The organism is Mucilaginibacter pocheonensis (genome assembly GCF_031456535.1).
Classification (GTDB): domain Bacteria; phylum Bacteroidota; class Bacteroidia; order Sphingobacteriales; family Sphingobacteriaceae; genus Mucilaginibacter; species Mucilaginibacter pocheonensis.
Genome location: NZ_JAVDUU010000004.1, coordinates 425637 through 439738, shown reverse-complemented (window position 1 = coordinate 439738; position 14102 = coordinate 425637). Strand labels below are relative to the sequence as shown.

At 40.7% G+C, this 14102-nt stretch carries 13 protein-coding genes and 1 tRNA gene; 4 read left to right on the top strand and 10 right to left on the bottom strand.

From position 1 onward, the window contains the following. Positions 1–26: 26 nt before the first annotated feature. On the bottom strand, positions 27–1571 hold the full coding sequence (locus J2W55_RS20095; RefSeq protein WP_310099995.1) for a L,D-transpeptidase scaffold domain-containing protein: 1545 nt from the start codon (positions 1569–1571) through the stop codon (positions 27–29). A gap of 110 nt (positions 1572–1681) precedes the next feature. On the opposite strand from J2W55_RS20095, the gene J2W55_RS20090 reads away from it, so the two are divergent. Further along, complete coding sequence (locus tag J2W55_RS20090) at positions 1682–2203, top strand: DinB family protein (protein ID WP_310099992.1); 522 nt, start codon at positions 1682–1684, stop codon at positions 2201–2203. Between the two features lie 98 nt (positions 2204–2301). On the opposite strand, the gene J2W55_RS20085 is transcribed toward J2W55_RS20090, so the two are convergent. From J2W55_RS20085 to J2W55_RS20050, 8 genes are all read right to left on the bottom strand, one after another. Next, positions 2302–3435 (bottom strand): MFS transporter, encoded by a 1134-nt coding sequence (locus J2W55_RS20085; protein WP_310099990.1) that lies wholly within the window; start codon positions 3433–3435, stop codon positions 2302–2304. A 103-nt stretch (positions 3436–3538) separates the two neighbouring features. Then, entirely contained in the window at positions 3539–4633 is a 1095-nt protein-coding gene (gene aroC, locus J2W55_RS20080) for a chorismate synthase (protein ID WP_310099987.1), read from the bottom strand. Between the two features lie 188 nt (positions 4634–4821). Further along, entirely contained in the window at positions 4822–6120 is a 1299-nt protein-coding gene (gene aroA / locus J2W55_RS20075; protein WP_310099984.1) for a 3-phosphoshikimate 1-carboxyvinyltransferase, read from the bottom strand. 7 nt (positions 6121–6127) lie between these two features. Beyond that, on the bottom strand, positions 6128–7255 hold the full coding sequence (locus J2W55_RS20070) for a chorismate mutase (RefSeq protein ID WP_310099981.1): 1128 nt from the start codon (positions 7253–7255) through the stop codon (positions 6128–6130). An 83-nt stretch (positions 7256–7338) separates the two neighbouring features. Next, the gene (locus tag J2W55_RS20065) at positions 7339–8238 is read right to left on the bottom strand and encodes a prephenate dehydratase (protein WP_310099979.1); all 900 of its coding nucleotides are present in this window, start codon (positions 8236–8238) and stop codon (positions 7339–7341) included. 234 nt (positions 8239–8472) lie between these two features. Continuing rightward, entirely contained in the window at positions 8473–9372 is a 900-nt protein-coding gene (locus J2W55_RS20060; protein ID WP_310099977.1) for a sterol desaturase family protein, read from the bottom strand. A gap of 1 nt (position 9373) precedes the next feature. After that, positions 9374–10432: a 3-dehydroquinate synthase gene (aroB, locus tag J2W55_RS20055; protein WP_310099974.1), complete on the bottom strand. Its 1059-nt coding sequence runs from the start codon at positions 10430–10432 to the stop codon at positions 9374–9376. Positions 10433–10436: 4 nt separating this feature from the next. Then, positions 10437–10643, bottom strand: a complete 207-nt coding sequence (locus tag J2W55_RS20050) for an RNA-binding S4 domain-containing protein (protein WP_310099972.1) — start codon at positions 10641–10643, stop codon at positions 10437–10439. A gap of 58 nt (positions 10644–10701) precedes the next feature. On the opposite strand from J2W55_RS20050, the gene J2W55_RS20045 reads away from it, so the two are divergent. Then, positions 10702–11922 carry a proline dehydrogenase family protein gene (locus tag J2W55_RS20045; protein ID WP_310099969.1) on the top strand — a complete coding sequence of 407 codons (1221 nt, stop codon included), beginning with the start codon at positions 10702–10704 and terminating at the stop codon, positions 11920–11922. 22 nt (positions 11923–11944) lie between these two features. Here J2W55_RS20045 and J2W55_RS20040 read toward each other — a convergent pair whose 3' ends face one another. Then, on the bottom strand, positions 11945–12574 hold the full coding sequence (locus J2W55_RS20040; protein WP_310099966.1) for an HAD family hydrolase: 630 nt from the start codon (positions 12572–12574) through the stop codon (positions 11945–11947). A 67-nt stretch (positions 12575–12641) separates the two neighbouring features. Here J2W55_RS20040 and J2W55_RS20035 point away from each other — a divergent pair. Continuing rightward, positions 12642–12715, top strand: a tRNA-Ile gene (locus J2W55_RS20035). Between the two features lie 301 nt (positions 12716–13016). After that, on the top strand, positions 13017–14066 hold the full coding sequence (locus J2W55_RS20030) for a phage integrase SAM-like domain-containing protein (RefSeq protein WP_310099963.1): 1050 nt from the start codon (positions 13017–13019) through the stop codon (positions 14064–14066). Positions 14067–14102: the final 36 nt, after the last annotated feature.

The window sequence follows — 14102 nt, the reverse complement described above, 5'->3', positions numbered from 1 at the left end:
GCCCGGCTAAAACCGGGCATTTCTTTTTATAAGTTGCTCATCAGCATTTTTAAATGAGCATAAAGCACAATATCCAACCCATAAACGTCTCGCCTGTATTGTAATGAACCGTTATCATCGGCCCAGCAGGTAACATAGGTAATGTATATAGGCGCTTTTTTGGGCAATCCTATATTGGTAGGATCGGGATTGTCTTCATTCATATCTTTTGATATGGTGTCAAAATCTTCGCCTTCACCAAAAAGATTTTTTGCCAGCCCCAGCGGGTCGCCCAGCCGTACACAGCCATGGCTTACGGCTCGCATGGCATGCCCGAAGGCCTCTTTTGCAGGTGTGTCATGCAAATAAACGCTGCTTCTGTTTTTAAAAAGAAATTTTATTTTCCCCAATGAATTATCAGCACCCGGGCGTTGTTTAAAGTCATATTCCAGATTGTCTTTGGTAACTGTTGACCAATCAATTGTTTCCGGATCTTCAATTTTTACACCGTCCTTATAAACATCAATATTTTTATTTGATAGATAATAGGGGTCATTAGCAGCTTCGGTAATAATTTCTTTTGTAGCAATACTGCGTGGTATATTCCACATTGGATTTACCTGCACGCTATGTATCATACTGCTAAGCTGGGGTGTTTCCCGCGGAAACGGCTTATCGTATTTTTCGCTGTCGGCATAGGCTATCAGACTGCTGTGGTAATCCTTATTCCGGCCTTCGCCTACGCACACCTTCATGTTTAAAACAGATTTGCCATTTTCTATCACATCAAGCCTAAAATCAGGGATGTTTACGATAACATATTTATCTTCTGAGGGTTTGTTTTTCCACCGCAGGCGTTCAAGGTTGACCAATAAATAACGCTTGCTTTCTTCCGGCGATAATCCATCTATCACAGCGTTGCTTAAAAAAGCTTTTTGCAATGCTTTGTATTGCGGGTCGGCTGGTTGAATGCTATCCAGATAACTTTTAATGTCATTTGCCTTAAGGGCGTGTTTCATGAATGTAGTATCGGGCCTTTTGGTTGCGGTAAAATACCTGGAATATATTTTTTTAGGGTTGATAACTCCATACTGCAGGGCATTTGCATACTTTATTAAAGAGCTTGTGCTTAACAGCTCAAGTTCAGCAAGGTCATGATAAGCTTCGGCTGTTGTTTTAATGGCGGTTTTGTTATGTAACTTGGCTATCAAGGCCTTTATAGCTTCGGAATGATAAGGCGTCTTGTCAAGGCCATGTTCACTGATCTTGTCATAGTATTCTGGCAAAATGTCAAGGTCGCCGTTAAATAAATGGTTTATTACAAAAATTGGCTGATAATCATTTTCCCGGAAATAAGATTCGATTACTGACGCGTTCGCTATTTTTAATTTTCTTTCAGAGATTTCTTTTTTAAGCGTTTCTGCAAGTGTATCCGGATCAATGTCTTTAAAAACCTCATTTTGAGTTGCTTCAAAGAGACGGTCGGCTATTTCAGAGTGCTTTTTTTTACAACTTTGAAAAACAAGCAGGATAGTAAAAAGAGCACATAACCAAACTAAAACTGTGGTCTTTTTTAAGAAAGCAAATATCATGATGAAAGTATAGTTAATTTTACCTTCCAATAGCAATACCTATACCACAAAGTTCAATAGTGTTAAAAAAAATCAAAAACGGACACTTTATCTTCTTTTAATCTATATAAATGGCAACAAATAATAAGCCCGAGGTTTGGCTTCGTGGACCTTTAGATGAAATACCGGCCCTGCTGCAGCCTGTGGCACACGCTCTTTTACAAGCCCGGGAAGAACTGACCACTTTAATGATCGACTTTCCTGAGAATTTATTATGGCATAAAGTTGCCGGTATGGCATCGCCGGGTTTTCATTTGCAACATTTAACAGGTGTGCTTAACAGGCTTTTTTCTTATGCGAAGGGAGTGGGGCTAACTGAGGATCAGTTGAGTTATTTAGCTGCCGAAGGTAAAGCAGCTGAAAATATAAAAACGGTCCATCTGGTCACGCAGTTTAATATCCAGGTTGATAATGCTATAAATCAATTAGCAGGTACAGACGAGCAGTCTTTAACACAAACAAGGGGAGTAGGCAGAGCCCAATTGCCTTCAACCGTAATTGGTTTGTATGTACATGCGGCAGAGCATACCATGCGGCATCTTGGCCAGCTTTTAGTCACGGTTAAGGTTTTGCAACATCAGAACGGCGGTTAAACAATTTTTTCAACAACCGCTGTTCGCTTAGAAGTATGCGTGAATTTTTTTAAAACGAAATATCCGCTTGATGAAAAAAGGCATACCGCGCCTAATACTCACCATAACAAGTTAAACCCTCCGTACGCAATTATCTGGCTGCCAACTGCCGGGGCAACTATTTGCGCTGCCGACCATGACATGCTGTATAATGCTGCATACTCGCCCCGGTTATTATTTGTTGTACGGCTTATCCAGTATGAATTCATGAAAGGCATGCTTAAAATTTCGCCCAAAGTGATCATAGTTACGATCAATATGGCTACCCACGCGTTGTGTGGCAGTAAGTTTAACAATACAAAGCTTGAACCGGCCACCAAAATGCCCACGCTGATATAAGTTAGCGGGTTTCTTTTTCCTTCTAATCTATGAATAAGCACCATCTCGATCAATACGATCAAAATACCGTTTAAAGCCAACAGGAAGCCAATAAAACGCTCACTAAAATGCCATTGTATTTTATAAAACACCGGCTGCATAATAAAGAACTGAAAAAAACAGGTAGCGAAGAGCGTGCTTAATAAAATAAATATCAGGTATGTGCCATCTTTATAGGCCGATGCAGAAGTTGCCACATCGGTTACTGTTTTAACCGTTTTTTTGATCTTTGAACGCGGCATGAGCTTCAACAGTAAAAGAGCCGCAAAAATATTGGTGCAACCATCAACCCAAAAAAGTAAGTGATAATTGAACGACGCCAAAAAGCCGCCTAAACCGCCGCCAAATGCCCAACCCAGGTTTGTGGCCAGTCTGTTTAAAGAGTATGAACGCGTTTTATTGTCGTTGTCGCTATAGTGGGCTATGGCCGTTGAGTTAGCCGGGCGAAACGATTCATTGCAAATACTTAAAATAAATGTGCCTAAGCTCACGCTTAAAAAAGTATGCTGATAACCTAACAGAAGAAACAATATACCGCCAGTAAGCAAAGCGCCAACCTGAATGTCATAAAAGCCAACCTTATCAGTCAGTTTGCCGCCAATAAACGCTCCGGTTATTGCCCCTATACCAAAAAATGCCATAACCCAGCCGGATTGTACAATAGTAAAATGCAGCTGTTGTATGGTATATATGCTCATGAATGGCACTACCATGGTACCGCTCCGGTTAATGAACATGACCAGGCTTAAATACCAGCTGTTTTTAGATAGTCCGCTATAGGCTTTTTTGTATAATTGGATTACGGAGGTTAGCATTGCTTTACAAAGATAGGCAGGAAGAGGAAGGGGAGAAGATAAAAGGTGAAAGGTTTTTAATTTTTAAAGATGTGTATCTTTTTTGCCTTTCACCTTCAATCTTTTATCTTAATATCGCGTTTCTGTTTCTTAGCCAATGATCGGCTAAAACGAGTGCTGCCATGGCCTCTACTATAACTACAGCACGTGGCACCACACAGGGGTCATGACGGCCCTTGCCTGATATTTCTGCGGCATTTCCCTGACTGTCAATAGTAGCCTGGTTTTTCATGATGGTGGCTACCGGCTTAAAAGCTACCTTAAATTCAATAGGCATACCATTGCTGATACCGCCCTGTATGCCGCCCGAAAAATTGGTAATGGTACTTATATCGCCCAAATGTGATTTTACAAAAATATCGTTATGCTCAGATCCACGCATTTCGCTGCCGGCAAAGCCCGAACCAAATTCAAATCCGTGAACCGCGTTAATGCTTAGCATGGCTTTACCCAAATCGGCATGTAGCTTGTCAAATACCGGTTCGCCAAGGCCAACCGGGCAGTTTTTGATATGACAGCTAATTTTACCGCCTACGGTATCGCCATCTTTACGAACACTATCAATAAAAGCGATCATTTCTTCGGCAGTTGCCGGATCGGCACAGCGTACGATGTTCTTTTCGCGTTCATCAATAAACTCCTGTACATTTTCAATGCTTACATTAGGAGCGTTAATAGTACCTACACTGCTTACGTGAGCAGCTATTTCAATCCCCTGGCTTTTAAGCAATAATTTGGCTAATGCGCCGGCTGCCACGCGGGCGGCTGTTTCGCGGGCTGATGAGCGACCGCCACCACGATGATCACGGATACCATATTTAGTTTGATAGGTATAGTCGGCGTGAGACGGACGAAAAACATCCACATTGTGGCTGTAATCTTTTGAACGCTGATCCTCATTAGGTATTAGCATAGCAATGGGAGTACCTGTGGTTTTACCATCAAACACGCCCGATAATATCTTTACCGTATCACTCTCTTTACGCTGGGTAGTTATTTTTGACTGGCCAGGTTTGCGTTTATCAAGTTCGCCCTGTATGTAGTCCAGATCGACCGTTAACTGTGAAGGGCAGCCATCGATAATTACCCCGATAGCTTCGCCATGTGACTCACCAAAGGTGGTTATCCTGAATATTTGTCCGAATGAATTGCCTGCCATTTTTATTAGATATAAGATGTTAGATATGAGATTTGAGATAACTCATTGCAAATATCAATAATTGGTTTTATTATTTATCTCGGTTGAGTGAACCCTCTCTAAAAGAGAGGGTTTTAAAATGCTTTAAAGCTCCTTTTAACATGTAAATGTTAAACTTAACCTTTTGCCTTCAGCTTTAACCTTTTGCCTTACTTTTCTATTTCCTCAACTCCAAATCCAAGTTTTGCCAGATCGGTCCAGAATGCAGGGTAAGACTTATCAACTACCGGCCCGTTCTCAAATTCCAGTTGTGGGATGATGAGGGCCAGCGGTGCAAATGCCATAGCCATCCGGTGGTCATGATAGGTGTTGATAAACATACGCTCAGGGATAAACTTTTCGCTGCAGTCCAGTTTATATACCTGGCCTTTTTCAATTAGTTTTACGCCCATTTTTGCAAGTTCGGTCTGCAAGGCTAAAATACGGTCGGTCTCTTTTATTTTTAAAGTTTCCAAACCGGTAAAGGTAGCTTCATGATCCAATGCTGCACATACCACAATGATAGTTTGCGCCAGGTCGGGGCATTCCTTCAGATCAAATATTTTACGGTTAATAGGTTTAGCTTCTTTTGTTAAATGCACGCCGCCATCTTTAAATTGCGAAGTGATGCCAAAATTGGCCATGATCTCGGTTATTACGCTATCGCCCTGTAAACTGTACTGGGTTAAACCGGTTAAAAACAGATCAGCCTTATCTGCCAGAGCCGCAATGGCATACCAGTATGATGCCGCGCTCCAATCAGGTTCAACGTGTAATGATGTTGTTGCAAACTCCTGATTTGATATTGTTATGATATTATCCTCCCAGGTATGCTTTATATTTGCCGCTTCCAACATTGCAAGTGTCATTTGAACGTAGGGCCGGGAGGTTAGCTCACCCTCAATATGTAATTCCAAACCAAAAGGCAGTCGGGCAGCGATGAGTAACAAAGCGGTAATGTACTGACTGCTAATGTTACCTTTAATACTGATCTTACTAGTTTGCTGCCCGAAACTGCCTTTTAGTTTTATAGGAGGGAAACCCTCTTTTTCTTCATAGTCAATATGGGCACCCAACTTTCTCAACGCCTCAACCAATATGCCTATTGGCCTTTCCTTCATTCTTTGGCTGCCTGTTAGTATTACTTCATTATCCTGTATGGCAAAATAAGCGGTTAAAAAACGCATAGCGGTACCTGCAGGGCCGATGTCAACGATTTCGGATTTCGAATTTTCGATTTCGGAATTACCTTCTCCCGCAAGAACCTTTTGACTGCCGATGCCATTTTTTCTTAAAATACCAGCCAGCAACACCGCGTCTGCAGCATCTGACACGTTTTCAACTTTTACCTTACCATTGCTTAACGCCTCGATGATCAGGGCACGGTTGCACTCGCTTTTTGACCCGGTGAGGTGAACAGTACCGTTTATCTGTTTATTACTTTTTGTCAGGATGATGTTTTGCACCATAATATGATTACGCGTGGGTTAGTTTTTCTGCTGCCTGTCCGGCTTCGCTTTTATTCATGATCTCGGTTTGTTTACGGATCGATTCGCTGTGCATTAACTCAAGCAATTTTTCGGTAAACTCCGGGCTTAATTTAAGCGCTTTGGCATAATTAGTACGTTTTTGTAAAATTTCGTCCCAGCGGTTAACCTGTAAAATAGTGATGTTATTGTCTTTTTTGTATTGGCCAATTTTTTCAGCTATTTGCATACGCTCAGCTATTTTCTGAATAACCAGGTCATCTATCTTGTCTATCTGGCTGCGTAATTCAGCAAGTTTATCATTAAGTTCTGCATTGCGTATCTCAGGTTTGCGCAGGGCTAAATGATCAATTATATCAGCTAAAGCTGCTGGTGTAACCTGTTGTTTAGCATCGGTCCAGGCAACGCTTGGGTCAATATGCGACTCAATCATTAATCCTTGCATATCAAGATCTAAAGCTTTTTGCGAAATGTAGCCGATCAGGTCGCGGTTGCCCGAAATATGGCTTGGATCATTAATTAAAGGCAATTCGGGTGCTAATGTTTTTAAATTGATCGCGATGTCCCACATCGGTTCGTTGCGGAAAGCTGATTTTTCGTAAGATGAAAAACCGCGGTGTATAGCTGCCAGTTTAGTGATACCTGCATTGTTAATGCGTTCCAAAGCGCCAATCCATAAAGAAAGATCGGGGTTTACGGGATTTTTAACCATTACAGGAATATCAACACCTTTTAAAGCATCGGCAATTTCCTGTACAGTGAATGGGTTAACAGTTGAGCGTGCGCCTACCCACAGAATATCAACGCCGGCTTTTAATGCTTCTTCAACGTGTTTACCTGTAGCAACTTCAACAGTTGTAGGCAGCCCGGTTTCGGCTTTAGCACGCTTTAACCATTCCAGGCCAATGCTGCCAATACCTTCAAATTCACCCGGGCGTGTACGTGGTTTCCAGATACCGGCACGTAAAGCAGATATGCGGCCAGTTTGAGCTAATAAATGGGCTGTAGCCACTAACTGATCTTCGGTTTCGGCACTGCATGGGCCGGCTATTACCAAAGGTTCTTTTCCAGTTTTGATCCATGTATGGAGTGGCTGTATGTTTAAATTTAATTTCATCGTTTTTTTTATTGGGCCGGCAGCTATACCGGTATGTTTGTATGTTTTGTTTAATTATTAATTTTTTTGGGGAAAGGGATAGTTTAAATGTTCCTTCTGATATTGATATATTTTCTTACCCTGTCATTTCTTTGTGGTTTGGAGGTTGGGTCGTCATCATGTCTTTCATATTCGCCAAGTATGTTAAAGTTATGTGTGTACTTCAGTATTTGCCGTATTGAGGTGTCATATTGCTTTTGCTCGTCCCATTCAATGTCAACATAAAAATTATACTCATTACGTTTACCTAAAATGGGCATTGATTGTATTTTGCTCATGTTAACACTTTCTTCGGCAAAAATATTAAGCACTTTGGCTAACGCGCCAACCTTGTTACTCACCTGGAAACAAAGCGAAGCTTTATTGGCGCTTTTTTTCTCTACATTATCATGGTTGGTAAGGATCAAAAAGCGGGTGAAGTTTTTCTTATTTGATTCTATCCGGCGTTCCAGAACATCAAGCCCATAAAGTTTTGCAGCCAGTGTATTTGCTATAGCAACCGTATCGGTTAACTGTTCATCGCGTATACGTTTGGCGCAAGCCGCGGTATCATTGCTTTCAACAATCTTAAGATGCGGGTATTCATCAAAAAAATCAACACACTGGCGTAAAGCGATGGGATGGGAGGTTACAAATTTTGCATCCTCGAACTTTACACCCGGTAAAGCCATTAGGTGTAATTGAATAGGCAGATAAATTTCACCTACCACGGGAAAACCATAATCAAGCAGCAAAGTATAGTTTGGCAATATGCTGCCGGCAATGCTGTTTTCAATAGCCATTACCACATAATCGGCCTCTTTATTTTTTAAAGCCTCAAATGTTTGTTTAAAAGAGTTACACTCAATAGTTTGCGTGTTTTCACCAAAATATCTTAAGGCCGCCTCCTCATGAAAAGAAGCACGTATACCTTGTATTGCAACCCTTGGTTTTTCTGTTTTCATAACCTGTTAAAAAAAAAAGTCCCGGCATTTTGTGCCGGGACTTTTTTAGTTTCTTTATGTGTGTTTAAAGTACATATTAGTCCCGGCTCTCACTGTTAAAGTAAAAGTAGTAACCGAAGTAATATGCGCTTGTGAATTTCATTTGTTCTTTATTACGTTGTAAATGTACGGCTAAAAATGGATTTGTCAATAGAAAATTTTATTTTTTGTAAAATAACTTTGGCTAACCAAATTTTATTTGCTTAAAAGCTGTTTTTTGTACTCACGCTGCATGGTCCGGGCCGTTTGTGTACTTCCGTCATGGCTCCATCCCGGTGGATTAAATAGATACCTGATCTTGTTTTTAACGCCCGGGGCATGCTTAACGTCATGCAATAATGCTTTCCATTCATGAAAGACGATGTTTACCGGCCCCATATCCTCGGGTTGCTTTGTAAGACCATATTTAACCGGTTCCGGCAGATCCTCGTCCCTGAAGGTTCCGAACAACCTGTCCCATATAATGAGTACCATTCCCATGTTTTTATCAAGATAAGGAATGTTTGATGCGTGATGTACACGATGATGCGAAGGGGTTACAAACAGCCATCCATACCACCTGGGTAAGGGAATCTTATATTGAGTATGTACAAGGTTGCCATAAAGCTGGGTGATAAGGTAGGCGTAAAGGATATCCAACGCGGTAAACCCCATCAGAGCCAGAGGCAGGTAAAAGAACACCCGATAAAATGGCTCAAACACAGTTGAACGGAAGCCGGTTGTAAAATTAAAAAGCTCGGATGAATGATGGGTTACATGCATAGCCCAAAAGAATCTGCAATAATGCCCGGTATAGTGCAAAACCCAATATAAAAAATCCTGAATTACAACCAACACAAACCAGTACAGGTATACATTATGAATTTGAAAAAGCCTGAATTGGTATGTGAAACTAAGTATAACAAATGTGCTTAATTTAACAGTAAGGTTAGTAAGTATTGCAAGTGAGGTAAGGTAGATATTATTCAGCGTATCGCGCTTTTCATAGTATTTGCGGTTTTCCCAGTAGCTTAGCCCCATTTCTACCAGGGTTAGCACTACCAATAAACCCATCAGCACAAGTGCCGCCTTGTTCCTGGAATCTAAATTAGGCATCTTACAAATTAATGTAATATATTAAACTTTCACGAAGTTCGGCTTCTGTGCAGATATTGTCAATATTGCATTGACCAATGCGCGTCAGTAACGTGCAATTTATTTGTCCGTCCTGATTTTTTTTATCCTTTTGCATAATAGTGAACAAGGTGTCAAAACTTGATTCAGCTATAGTATATCTTTGATACAGATCACTAAATACACTGGTTATCTCCTTTAGCTCGCCGGCACTTAAGCCTGTTTTTTTATGAGCGAGATAAGATTCGCAAATCATGCCGATGGCTATCGCTTCGCCATGCGACAATGGGTCATGGTCATTTATTAATGAATTGGTTTCAATGGCATGACCAATAGTATGACCAAAGTTTAAGGCCTTCCTGATACCTTTTTCTTTAGGATCCTCAATGGTTATAGTATTCTTTATCTCTACAGACCGGTGAACCAACTGAGCCGAAGGGGTTTTTAAATCGCTTGATTTAAGTTGTTCCCAGTAATTGCTGTCGGCAATGAGGCCATGCTTCAACATTTCGGCTAAGCCCGAAAGAATTTGTCTTGGCGGTAAGGTCTTTAAAAAATCGTACTCAATAAATACAGCCTTTGGCTGGGTAAACGTACCTATGATGTTTTTAATGCTATCAATGTCAATACCTGTTTTGCCACCCACTGATGCGTCAACCTGTGACAGCAGGGTAGTGGGTACATGTACAAAATCAATCCCCCTTTTAAAGGTTGATGCGGCAAAACCACCCAGATCTGTTACAACGCCGCCGCCCAGGTTTATAAGTAAGCTTTTACGGTCGGCACCAAAGTCAATAAGCATTTTCCATACGCCGATGCAAAAATCAATATCTTTGCTTTCTTCTCCTGCATTTATTTCAATAAGGTCATAATCACCCAAACCATCTATTTTACTCTTTACGATAGGTAAACAATGGATGCCGGTATTTTCGTCAGTTAAAATAAAGAATCGTGAATAATTGCCTTTTTTAATAAAGTTAACCAGTTCATCAATGCTATTATTGAAATAAATAGGGTAATTATCGCTTTGAATAGTGTCCATAATTTTAAATCACCATGATTTTGTTGCCCCTAAATTCAACCAGGTCACCGCGTTTTACTTTGAGGCGTTTACGGTAATCGATCTGGCCATTATAGGTCACTTCGCCCTCACTTACAACTATTTGAGCCTCGCCACCGGTTGATACCAGGTTGGTAGCTTTTAACAATTGTATCAGCTGTATATAGTCGCCTGTTAATTTAAATTCTATCATGGAGTGGCAAAAATAAACTATTCATGGAATAATGAAATATCATTTTATAATTTTGCAGATGCTTTCTAACGAAACGAACAATAATTCAAAACACGCTAAGCTCTCTTTTGAAAATACAGAAATCGCTTTTCGTCACTCGTCTAACGCTGATCTTAACCGGGCATACTGGTTATTCAGGATCATAAATATAAACTTTTTAGTAAAGATCGGTCCGCCGGTAACCAACTTTGCCATTAAAATAGGTTTACCAATTAAAAGCTTGATAAAGGCAACCATATTTAAACACTTTTGTGGCGGCGAAACAATTAGCGAGTGCAACAACACTATAAAAAATCTGCAGAGCGGAGGGGTGGGCACTATATTAGATTATTCCATAGAGGGAGAAGATGATGAAGCTGTTTTTGACAGCACCCGTGATGAGATCATCCGGACCATAGTACGAGCAGCGAATGATGACGCTGTTCCCATCACCGTTTTTAAAGTAACAGGCGTTGGCCGTTTTGCATTATTAGAAAAACTCGACGCAAAGCTGCCACTTACCGCTGAGGAAGAAAAAGAATGGCAAAGGGTACAAAACAGGGTATTGGCCATTTGTGATAAGGCTTATAACAGTAATGTGCCAGTAATGATTGATGCTGAAGAAAGCTGGATACAGGAAACCATTGATCTTTTAGCTTTGACCATGATGAGCCGGTATAACACAAAGAGAGCAATTGTATATAATACTTACCAAATGTACAGGCATGATAAATTGGCGTCATTATTAAGCGATCATGAAATAGCGATAAGTGAAGGGTTTATCCTGGGAGCAAAGATTGTACGCGGTGCTTATATGGAAAAGGAACGTAAACGCGCTGAGGAAAACGGTTATCCAACACCGATACAGCCGGATAAAAAGGCCACTGACCTGGATTATGATTCTGCACTTGATTATTGTACTACCCATATTGATAAGATAGCTTTTATTGCAGGTACCCATAATGAAGAAAGCTCCCGTTTATTAGCTGAGCTTTTGGATGCCAAGCAAATAGATCATAAACATCCGCATGTTTATTTTTCACAATTATTGGGGATGAGCGATAACCTAAGCTTTAATCTTGCCGATGCCCGGTACAATGTAGCTAAGTATGTTCCGTATGGCCCTATTAAAGCGGTATTGCCTTATTTATTTAGAAGGGCGCAGGAAAATACAGCTATTGCGGGGCAAATGAGCCGGGAGCTGAGTTTAATTGTAAAAGAAAGAAAGAGAAGGTCGAAACAATCCTTTAATTCCAATTAGTTAACTAAAAGCTATAAACCTGCTATAGCTTTTCTCTTTTAAAAAACTGCTGCAAAGTATCGGGGGCTGTCATTAAAAAGGTTTGTATGCCCAATTTCTGAGCGGTAGCCAAATGCTGCGGACTATCATCGATAAATAGTGTTTGGGCTGGCTCAAGGTTATTCTCATTTAATACCAGTTCAAAAATTTCAGGTTCGGGCTTGCGTTTCCCTACCAGGTGCGAGTAATATGTTTTTTCAAAAATATGGTCATTTCCATTATATGCAAATTCCAATTTTAGGTAAGCCATAATATGATCATAATGAATAGCGTTGATATTACTCAGTAGAAAGGTGCGATACTTACCTTTCAGATTGATAAGTAATTCATGATTGCCCGGTTCAATTCCAAGCAGCATACTGTTCCATGCGGTATCAATTTGGGTATTTGTTAACATCGGATTGCCTGTTTTTTGTCGGATATAGGCACGAAATTCGTCGGCGGTAATTTCTCCACGATCAAATTTGTCAAAAATTTTGTCCTGTTGTTTATGCCCAAAAAACTCAGCGGCATTATTGATACCCAGTTGTTTCCAAGCCTGTTCCGTCTTTAAAAAATCGAGACTGAATATGACATTACCGTAGTCGAATATGATATTTTTGATGTTTTCCATAAAAAGCGTTTTGTAATTTGACGGCAAATATGTAAAATTGCACCCGTTAAACAAACACAAATAACCAGCGCCTATAGCTCAGTTGGTTAGAGTAGAAGACTCATAATCTTTTGGTCCCTGGTTCGAGCCCAGGTGGGCGCACAAAACGGCAATTCTGCCAAAATGATAACCCTGTAATCTGCTGATTTACAGGGTTTTTTATTTTTTAGTGATCCTCTTCAATCCTTCTGAATACACCACTTAAACGAGTAAAACGACCAACGGATTTCGCTTTTTATTTTTGTTCGCTTTTGTGAGCTAATAATTTGTTTTTCAGATACTTAATTCAGTAAATTGTGCACTCAAAAGGACTAAAAAATACTGAAAGTAGCGCATAACCGTTGAGTAAAAATTAGCGAATTCAAACTGTAATTATTCATTTATTCATTTAAAACTGTTAAAAATGAGAACAGCGCAGTCATTTGGTGTACACTTCACCGTCAAAAAGGAAAGGGCAAAGGAAGGAATTGCCAGCATTTATGTGGTTATTACCGTCAATAAAGACAAAACCCTCTTTGCACTCAAGAGACAAGTCCGGGTAGAACATTGGAACAAGGGGCATGGCGGCCTTAAACCAAAGGCCCCTGAAGCTCAGGAAACCAACGCTTATCTGGATGAGGTCAAATTTACGATCACTACCTATTATCAGCAATTGCGGCTGGAGGGCAAGGAAATTACGCCCCTGTTGCTTAAAGCCTGCTTCCTGGGAGAAGATACCGGGGAAACCTATAACCTGAGCGCGTTGATGGATTACCATAACGAAACCGCGTCGGCGGCGCTGACCTGGAGTACCCTCAAACATTATGCGGTAACGCGGCGATATCTGGAAAAATTCCTGGTCGCTAAATACAAGACAACGGACATCCGCGTCAAGGATATCGATTACAAGTTCATTATTGACTTTGAAACTTTTTTGCGGAACTATAAACCTGCAGGTCATTACCAGCCGCTCAATAACAATGGTGTGATGAAACACCTGATCCGCTTACGCAAGATGACCACGCTGGCTTTTAAACTGCAATGGATCAGCCGCGACCCCTTTAATGATAAGGCGTTATCTTATTTAACTGCTGCGCTCAAAGATTTCAGAGCCGAAAATAACCGTAACTGGATAATGCGGGTATTGCTCGAATTAGGAAGAACGTACAAGCAAACAGGCCAGACAGACTTAGCAGTAACGACAACCCTGGAGTTAATAAGGCATGCCGGGCAATCGGGAGCAAGACAATACATCAGGGATGCCAATTATTTACTATACCAGCTATATGATAGCTTAGGGAATAACAAAGATGCTTTTGAAAACCTTAAAAAATATACAACACTTAATAACCAGATAGCTATTGACAATTCTGCCAGGAAACTCGCATTTTATAAAACCGCCCATGAACGCGAACAGGACCAACTCAAGATTGATCTTTTAAACAAACAGCAGCAATTGCAACGGAAGAACTGAAACAAACCTCACAGCAGCGTAAGTTCCTTTTTATCG

Excerpts from the sequence above, each read along its gene's own strand:
- J2W55_RS20095 (WP_310099995.1), bottom strand. The coding sequence starts at position 1,571 with ATGATATTTGCTTTCTTAAAAAAGACCACAGTTTTAGTTTGGTTATGT.
- J2W55_RS20090 (WP_310099992.1), top strand. The coding sequence starts at position 1,682 with ATGGCAACAAATAATAAGCCCGAGGTTTGGCTTCGTGGACCTTTAGAT.
- J2W55_RS20085 (WP_310099990.1), bottom strand. The coding sequence starts at position 3,435 with ATGCTAACCTCCGTAATCCAATTATACAAAAAAGCCTATAGCGGACTA.
- aroC (WP_310099987.1), bottom strand. The coding sequence starts at position 4,633 with ATGGCAGGCAATTCATTCGGACAAATATTCAGGATAACCACCTTTGGT.
- aroA (WP_310099984.1), bottom strand. The coding sequence starts at position 6,120 with ATGGTGCAAAACATCATCCTGACAAAAAGTAATAAACAGATAAACGGT.
- J2W55_RS20070 (WP_310099981.1), bottom strand. The coding sequence starts at position 7,255 with ATGAAATTAAATTTAAACATACAGCCACTCCATACATGGATCAAAACT.
- J2W55_RS20065 (WP_310099979.1), bottom strand. The coding sequence starts at position 8,238 with ATGAAAACAGAAAAACCAAGGGTTGCAATACAAGGTATACGTGCTTCT.
- J2W55_RS20060 (WP_310099977.1), bottom strand. The coding sequence starts at position 9,372 with ATGCCTAATTTAGATTCCAGGAACAAGGCGGCACTTGTGCTGATGGGT.
- aroB (WP_310099974.1), bottom strand. The coding sequence starts at position 10,432 with ATGGACACTATTCAAAGCGATAATTACCCTATTTATTTCAATAATAGC.
- J2W55_RS20050 (WP_310099972.1), bottom strand. The coding sequence starts at position 10,643 with ATGATAGAATTTAAATTAACAGGCGACTATATACAGCTGATACAATTG.
- J2W55_RS20045 (WP_310099969.1), top strand. The coding sequence starts at position 10,702 with ATGCTTTCTAACGAAACGAACAATAATTCAAAACACGCTAAGCTCTCT.
- J2W55_RS20040 (WP_310099966.1), bottom strand. The coding sequence starts at position 12,574 with ATGGAAAACATCAAAAATATCATATTCGACTACGGTAATGTCATATTC.
- J2W55_RS20030 (WP_310099963.1), top strand. The coding sequence starts at position 13,017 with ATGAGAACAGCGCAGTCATTTGGTGTACACTTCACCGTCAAAAAGGAA.